The sequence below is a fragment of the Kamptonema sp. PCC 6506 genome, assembly GCF_000180455.1.
In the GTDB taxonomy this organism is placed as follows: domain Bacteria; phylum Cyanobacteriota; class Cyanobacteriia; order Cyanobacteriales; family Microcoleaceae; genus Kamptonema; species Kamptonema formosum.
Genome location: NZ_CACA01000348.1, coordinates 81,717 through 89,619 on the forward strand (window position 1 = coordinate 81,717; position 7,903 = coordinate 89,619).

Below are 7,903 nucleotides of genomic sequence, written 5' to 3' on the forward strand. Positions count from 1 at the left end.
CCCCCAAACCCCGATTTTCGGGGGCAATTCCTCAAAGTGAAATTTCAAGGATAAATTCAATGACTCAGTTCCTCCTGCAAAGCTGTTGGTGGATACCTTTATACGGCGTGTTCGGTGCGGTTTTAACCTTGCCTTGGTCAACTGGAAGCATCCGCAGGACGGGCCCTCGGCCAGCGGCCTACTTTAATTTATTGATGACTGTGTTCGCCTTCATACATGGGTCAATTTTATTCAGGGCGACTTGGGGTCAAGATCCTCAACAGTTACTCCTGCATTGGCTACAAGCGGGTGACTTAGATTTGTCTTTTGCTCTAGAAATCTCCTCATTGAGCGTGGGTGCAATGGAGTTGGTAACGGGTTTGAGCTTGATAGCGCAAATCTATGCCTTGGGATACATGGAAAAAGACTGGGCTCTGGCTCGATTTTTCGCGTTGCTGGGCTTTTTTGAAGGGGCGATTAGCGGGATTGCGATCAGCGATTCGCTGTTTCTGACTTATGCTTTGCTGGAAATGCTGACGCTTTCGACTTATCTATTGGTGGGGTTCTGGTACGCTCAACCTTTGGTAGTGACGGCTGCTAGGGATGCGTTTTTGACGAAGCGGGTGGGTGATGTGTTGCTGCTGATGGGAGTGGTGACGCTTTCGACGCTGGCGGGGAGTTTGAATTTTGCGGATTTGGAACGGTGGGCACAAACTGCAACTTTACCACCGCTGACGGCGACTTTGTTGGGCTTGGCTTTGATTGCCGGGCCCATTGGCAAGTGCGCTCAATTTCCCCTGCATTTGTGGCTGGATGAGGCGATGGAGGGGCCAAATCCGGCTTCTATTTTGCGGAATACGGTGGTGGTGGCGACGGGAGCTTATGTGTTGATTAAGCTACAGCCTGTTTTGGCGCTGTCGCCGCTGACTGGTATGACTTTGGAGATTATTGGGACTGTGACTGCGATCGGGGCTTCGCTGGTAGCGATCGCCCAAATTGATATTAAGCGGGCATTTTCCCATTCGACAAGTGCTTATCTGGGTTTGGTGTTCATTGCGGTGGGTCAGAATCATGTAGATATAGCTCTGCTGTTGCTATTTACGCACGCGATCGCCAAAGCCCTATTATTTATGAGCGCCGGCTCAATTATTTTGACAACTAACACTCAAGACTTGACAGAAATGGGTGGTTTGTGGTCAAAAATGCCTGCTACAACTATTGCTTACGTTGTCGGCGCTACAAGTATGGTGGCGGTACTACCCCTGGGAAGTTTTTGGGCGATGCGGCGCTGGATTAATGGTTTTTGGATAGTTCCTTGGTGGCTAGTTGCAGTGTTGCTGTTGGTGAATTGTTTAACGACTTTGAATTTAACTCGCGTATTTGGTTTAGTGTTTGCGGGCAAATCGCAACCGAAAACTCGCAGAGCTCCAGAGGTAGCATGGCCGATGGCTGTACCAATGGTATCGATGATAGTGGTAGCGCTATTGATGCCTTTGATGTTGCAGAACTGGCAATTATTAATTAGTTGGAGTGGCCCTTGGGTTGACAATTCTGATGTCTGGTCTTTACAACAGATTATTAATCAGTTAGATGTACCTTTATTGGCCCTGTCTGGCTTAGTTGGGGCGGTAATTGGAGGGGCGATTTACATTTACGATCTGTGGCCGAAACCAGTGCGCCTCCCTTGGAAGTATTTGCAGGATTTGTTTGCTTATGACTTTTATATTGACCGGGTTTATCGGTTGACTGTGGTGTGGGCGGTTGAGATGATTTCCAAGGCTAGCGCTTGGGTTGACCGCTATGCGATCGATGGGGTAGTTAATTTGTTTGGTTTAGCCACTCTTTTTAGTGGAGAAGGATTGAAGTATGGCGTTACTGGGCAGTCGCAATTTTATGTGCTGACTATTGTTGTGGGAGTGGGGATGTTGTTATTCCTGATGATTGGCATCTTTTAACCCCAGAAGTTGGGTTAGCCGCCGCGCTTTGGCCGATGAATGCAGATGAATTAAATTTCTATTGGGGGATTTGTATTTGTTTGCATTTTCATCTGCAATCTATTAGTTTTTTTTGGAAGTGGGAAAGGTGGATTTTGATATGATATCACTCAAACTCAATGGGTGTGCAATAGGGGGAAAGTTAATTGATGCTTAGTGCTTTAATCTGGATACCAATATTAGGGGCGGCTGTAATTGGGTTTTGGCCAGGAGTCATCGCGCCTAATATTTCTCGGAAGATCTCGCTTGTAATTGCTGGTGCAGCTTTCCTGTGGTCTGTATTCTTAGCAACTCAGTTCGATCCTAGTGTTGGTGGTTTACAGTTCTCTGAATTTCTCCCCTGGATAAAACCCTTGGGATTAAACTATAACCTGGGTATTGATGGCTTATCTTTACCTTTGGTAATTTTAAATAGCCTGTTGACAGGTATCGCCATCTATAGTACAGATGAATCTATCCACAGACCGAGAGTTTATTATGCTTTAATGCTGCTGATAGCTGGCGGAGTTGCTGGTGCATTCTTGGCTCAAAATTTGTTGCTGTTCTTCCTATTTTTTGAGATAGAACTAATCCCACTTTATCTGCTAATTGCCATTTGGGGAGGCGCTCGCAAAGGCTATGCAGCTACTAAGTTTTTGCTCTACACTGCGGTTGCGGGAATTCTGGTATTAGCATCTTTCTTAGGTGTAGTTTGGTTCAGCGGGGCTGGCAGTTTTGATTTAGAAACGTTGCAGGCATCGTCTTTACCATTGAGAACCCAAATCATTTTACTAACTGGAATTTTGGTAGCATTTGCAATTAAAATTCCTTTAGTTCCCTTTCATACTTGGCTACCTGATGCTCACGTTGAAGCTTCCACACCAGTTTCCGTATTACTAGCAGGCGTACTGCTGAAATTGGGAACTTATGGGATGTTGCGATTTGGGTTAGGTTTATTTCCCCAAGCGTGGGCAATCTTATCCCCTTGGTTAGCAAGTTGGGCAGTTGTCAGCGTGCTCTATGGGGCAAGTTGTGCGATCGCGCAAAAAGACATGAAAAAAATGGTAGCCTATAGTTCTATCGCCCACATGGGTTATATCCTATTAGGAAGTGCCGCCGCTACTCCAGTGAGTTTAATCGGAACTGTCCTGCAAATGGTCAGTCACGGCTTAATTTCCGGGCTGCTATTTCTCAGCGTTGGTGTTGTTTACAAAAAATCCGGCAGTCGCGATTTAGACACAATTAAAGGTTTACTCAATCCCGAACGTGGATTGCCCATGATTGGAACTTTAATGATTTTAGGAGTAATGGCAAGTGCAGGTATCCCCGGCATGGCGGGATTCATTGCTGAGTTTTTAGTGTTTCGGGGAAGTATGCCTGTATTTCCCGTGCAAACATTGCTGTGCATGATTGGCACGGGCTTAACTTCAGTGTACTTTTTAATCATGGTTAACCGCGCCTTTTTCGGTCGGCTTTCCGATTTAGTGATTAACTTACCTCAAGTATTGTGGCGCGATCGCATTCCCCCAATGATACTAGCTGTAATCATTATTATTTTAGGATTGCTGCCCAGCGTAGTAGTTGGACTCAGCGAGGCCACAGCCACAGCAATAGTAGCACCAGTGCAGTCTGTAGTCCAACTATCTCAAAGCTTTGATTCAAAGCTCTAGTAAACAAGCATCTCAGTCCTTTTGAAAGTTTTTTACTCTGACATGACTTACGCAGGATCGCAGTACGGCCGCCATCTTGACGGTGACTTTACCGCCAAGATGGTAGCGTTACGTAAAGCTTGCGTAAGTTCTATCTGAAAAGGAATAAATTGCTTCTTTCTTACTAACCCAAAACAGTCAGAATAAGAACAGATAAAAAAATAGTTATAGAGAGTGAACCCAAATGACAAGAACTGCATTAAAACCATCTACCCATATTCTCAGCTCTTACATCCAACGTTTAGAATCTGGCGAAGCTTTACTTCCTGACTCAGCCGAAAATCTCGTAGAAGTCGTAGGGATTCTGAAAAGTTACGGTGTAGTTATTGGCGCTTATTCCGACAATCTGATCTACATTGCAGATAATCAATTTTTAGAACTTTTCCCCTTTTTCAAATACTTTAACGGCGAAATTAATCTGCCTAAATTGCTGCGTTACTGGTGGCACGATCGCATCAATTATGAATATGCCGAGTATTGCATGAGAACGATGCTTTGGCACGGCGGCGGCGGTTTGGATACTTATTTAGATTCGCCAGAATTTTGCCACCTTGCTGAGAAGGCCATCAAAGCTAAAGTTAAAGGAAATTGGCCAATTCTAGGACTCAATCGACTATTCCCTGACTTTTTGCTCGAACAAGTGCGAGTGCTAGCTTACTACAGCGGTTTAGGGCAATTCTGGCGAGTAATGAGCGATATGTTTCTTGCTTTATCAGATCGCTACGATAAAGGAGAAATTAAATCAATTCCACAAGTTGTAGATCATATTAAAGCTGCTTTAGTAAAAGCAGCAAATAACCCGATTACCTACAGCGTCAAGATTGGCAATGAAGTCTATGATATCCTTCCTGCTGCTGCTGGCTTGACATTTTTAGTAGATGTCGCCGTGCCTTATGTCGAAGCGATTTTCTTCCGGGGAACTCCTTTCTTTGGCGTAATTTCCTACAATGCTCAAGCTCATCAAGTACCCTCAAATCAAGCAGACTTTGCCTACGGTGCTTTATATGCTGACCCTTTGCCGATAGGAGGTGGTGGCATTCCGCCGACTCAAGCAATGCAGGATATGCGGCATTTCTTGCCAGAGTATTTGCACGAAATTTATCGCATGAGTTGTCGGGGTGAAGATGATTTGCGGGTGCAAATTTGTCAGAGTTTTCAGAAGTCAATGTTTTGCGTAACAACAGCCGCAATTTTAGGATTAGCACCTTATCCGATTGATACTTCTGATGCGGAGGAACAAAAGGCTAATCGTGCTTATTTGGAAAATTGGATGGATCGATTTGTAACGTCTCAATTAGACTTTGTTAATAAGCCAACGGAAAGAGCCTGTCAACTTTTCCCGGAAAGAAAGAGTTAGAATTAGCTCTTTGCATAGGGCCCAGAAACCGGGTTTTTTACGAAAATACTTCGTTATAACCCATAGACTCGGCAAAAAACCCGGTTTCTTTAGTCGCAGAGTAATTACCAATTACCAATTACAAAAACTGACTATTAGCAAAACGAACAGTTTAAGCTACAACAAAATTAACCAACTTTCCTGGAACCACAATCACTTTTTTAATCTCCTTACCTTCAAGGTAACGCTGTGCAACCTCCGACTCACGAGCATACTTTTCTAAAGCATCCTTATCAGTAGTAGCAGGAACTTGAATTGTGCCGCGAGTCTTGCCCATAATTTGAATCACCAGAGTAATTTCATCAGCAATTAAAGCAGAGAGATCCGCAACAGGCCAAGTTTGATGATGTACAGATTCACTATTGCCAATAATCTGCCATAACTCCTCAGCAATATGCGGCGCAAAAGGTGCTAAGAGCAAAATTAGCGTTCTCATACCTTCAGCATAAATTGGCGAGTCTTTGCAAGTAGAATCGCTAATTGCATTACTGAGCTTCATCATTTCAGAGACAGCCGTATTAAATTGATAATCCCCCTCTAAATCCTCCGTTACTTCCTTAATTGCCGTGTGAATTGCCCGCCGTAAATCCTTCTCAACTTTGCTCAAAGAGGTAGGAACTTCCTCCTGTTTACCAACAGAATTGGGAAGAGTAGCACCAAACTCCGTTACCAACCGCCAAACGCGATTTAAAAAGCGAAATTGCCCTTCAACATCAGCATCATCCCACTCCAAATCTTTCTCTGGTGGCGCTTTAAATAAAATAAACATTCGCGCCGTATCTGCCCCATATTTAGCCATTACTTCCAAGGGGTCAACACCATTATATTTCGATTTGGACATCTTTTCATAAAAGACTTCCAAGGCTTCGCCGGTCTGCGGATCTTTAGGATTAGTAGAGTCTATGTTTGCTGAGGGAACGTATTTCTTAGTCACGGGATTTTTATACGTAATTCCCTGTACCATCCCTTGAGTTAATAGCCGCTGGAATGGTTCGTCAAAATCGATCAAACCGCAGTCTCGCAATACCTTGGTAAAGAAGCGCGAATACAATAAGTGTAAAATCGCGTGTTCGATTCCTCCTACATATTGATCTATCGGCATCCAGTCATTTGTCTTTGCCGAATCAAACACGCTTTCCTCATTATTGGCATCGGGAAAACGCAAGAAATACCAGGAAGAATCAATAAAGGTATCCATCGTGTCAGTCTCCCGCTTTGCAGGCGTTCCGCAACTAGGACAAGGCACATTTACCCAATCTTCTAAATGTGCTAAAGGCGAACCGCCGCGCCCTGTAAATTTCACATTTTCTGGCAATAATACAGGCAAATCTTCATCAGGTACAGAGACACTTCCGCACTGAGGACAATGAATTACTGGAATGGGTGCTCCCCAATAACGTTGACGAGAAATTAACCAATCTCGCAAGCGATATTGTACTCGCGCTTTGCCATAACCTTGATTTTCGGCGTGGCGAATAATAGCTTCTTTCCCCTTAGTTGAAGCCATACCATTAAACTCACCAGAATTAATCATAATTCCAGGTTCAGTATAAGCTGCTGTTAGTGGAAGTTCATCATCATCGACAATTACAACTTTAATGGGCAACTGATTTTGATTAGCAAATACAAAATCCCGCGTATCGTGAGCAGGTACGCCCATAACTGCCCCAGTGCCGTATTCAAACAGGACATAATCAGCAATCCAAATGGGTATTTCCTCATTTGTAAAAGGATTAATTACTTTGCCACCAGTGGGAATACCGCGCTTGGGCTTATCTTCGGCTGTCCGGTCTAATTCACTTTGGGTAGAAACTTCTTTAATAAAGGCTTCTACAGCAGTCATTCTTTCAGTTGTTGTTACTTTCTTTGTTAAAGGATGTTCCGGTGCGAGGACAATGTAAGTAACACCATAAACCGTATCGGGTCGAGTAGTAAATACGCCTATTTTTTCATCCATTCCCACAATAGGAAATTCTAAATAAGCGCCTACAGATTTGCCAATCCAGTTAGCTTGCATTAACTTAACTCTTTCCGGCCAACCTGATAATTTATCCAGGTCATTTAATAGTTGTTCGGCATAGTCAGTAATTTTTAAGAACCACTGGCGCAACATTTTGCGCTCGACTATTGCACCAGAACGCCAAGAACGCCCCTCACTATCAACTTGTTCATTTGCTAATACTGTCTGGTCGATTGGGTCCCAGTTCACGGCTGCTTCTTTTTGATAAGCTAATCCCGCTTTAAAAAATTGTAAAAACAGCCATTGCGTCCAACGATAATAATTAGGAGAACAGGTCGCAACTTCTCGGCTCCAGTCAATAGAAAAGCCGAGTTGTTGCAATTGATATCTCATCTGAGCAATGTTTTGATATGTCCACTTTTCAGGGGGAATGCGTCGCTCGATCGCGGCGTTCTCTGCGGGAAGCCCAAAGGCATCCCACCCCATCGGATGGAGCACGCGATAGCCTTGCATCCGCTTGAGTCTGGCAATTACGTCGGTAATCGTGTAGTTGCGGACGTGACCCATGTGCAGATTGCCAGATGGGTACGGAAACATGGACAGGGCATAAAATTTAGGTTTGTCTGAGGTTTCTGGCGTTTTGTCTAAGCCTTGTTCAGTCCAAGCCTTCTGCCATTTTTGCTCGATGGATAAGGGGGTGTATGGTTGCACGGAAGTCTCTCTTGCTTAGTCAGTCATATTTATCTTTACTATAGCGGTTTTCAGTTAACTGTTAACTGTTAACTGTTAACTGTTGACTGTTAACTGTTAACTGAAAACTGGTAAGTAGGTGAATATAAATAAACGTTATAACTTGTAAGGTGGCGCTCGCCTCTTTCAAGAATTC

Annotated in this window: 4 protein-coding genes; 3 read left to right on the forward strand and 1 reads right to left on the reverse strand. The window is 44.0% G+C overall.

The window, feature by feature from the left end; genetic code table 11:
• The first annotated feature begins 59 nt into the window (after window positions 1-59).
• The 3 genes from OSCI_RS24200 to OSCI_RS24210 all read left to right on the forward strand — a co-directional run bounded on the left by OSCI_RS24200 (window position 60) and on the right by OSCI_RS24210 (window position 5,018).
• Entirely contained in the window at window positions 60-1,934 is a 1,875-nt protein-coding gene (locus OSCI_RS24200) for an NAD(P)H-quinone oxidoreductase subunit F (protein ID WP_007357822.1), read from the forward strand.
• Between the two features lie 188 nt (window positions 1,935-2,122).
• Window positions 2,123-3,622, forward strand: coding sequence for an NADH-quinone oxidoreductase subunit M (locus OSCI_RS24205; protein WP_007357823.1), 1,500 nt, complete (start codon window positions 2,123-2,125; stop codon window positions 3,620-3,622).
• Window positions 3,623-3,845: 223 nt separating this feature from the next.
• On the forward strand, window positions 3,846-5,018 hold the full coding sequence (locus tag OSCI_RS24210; protein ID WP_007357824.1) for a CO2 hydration protein: 1,173 nt from the start codon (window positions 3,846-3,848) through the stop codon (window positions 5,016-5,018).
• A 151-nt stretch (window positions 5,019-5,169) separates the two neighbouring features.
• On the opposite strand, the gene leuS is transcribed toward OSCI_RS24210, so the two are convergent.
• On the reverse strand, window positions 5,170-7,728 hold the full coding sequence (gene leuS / locus OSCI_RS24215; RefSeq protein WP_007357825.1) for a leucine--tRNA ligase: 2,559 nt from the start codon (window positions 7,726-7,728) through the stop codon (window positions 5,170-5,172).
• Window positions 7,729-7,903 lie beyond the last annotated feature (175 nt).

Bases quoted from the DNA above. Each gene is read 5' to 3' on its own strand.
- OSCI_RS24210 (WP_007357824.1), top strand. From the start codon at position 3,846: ATGACAAGAACTGCATTAAAACCATCTACCCATATTCTCAGCTCTTAC.
- OSCI_RS24200 (WP_007357822.1), top strand. From the start codon at position 60: ATGACTCAGTTCCTCCTGCAAAGCTGTTGGTGGATACCTTTATACGGC.
- OSCI_RS24205 (WP_007357823.1), top strand. From the start codon at position 2,123: ATGCTTAGTGCTTTAATCTGGATACCAATATTAGGGGCGGCTGTAATT.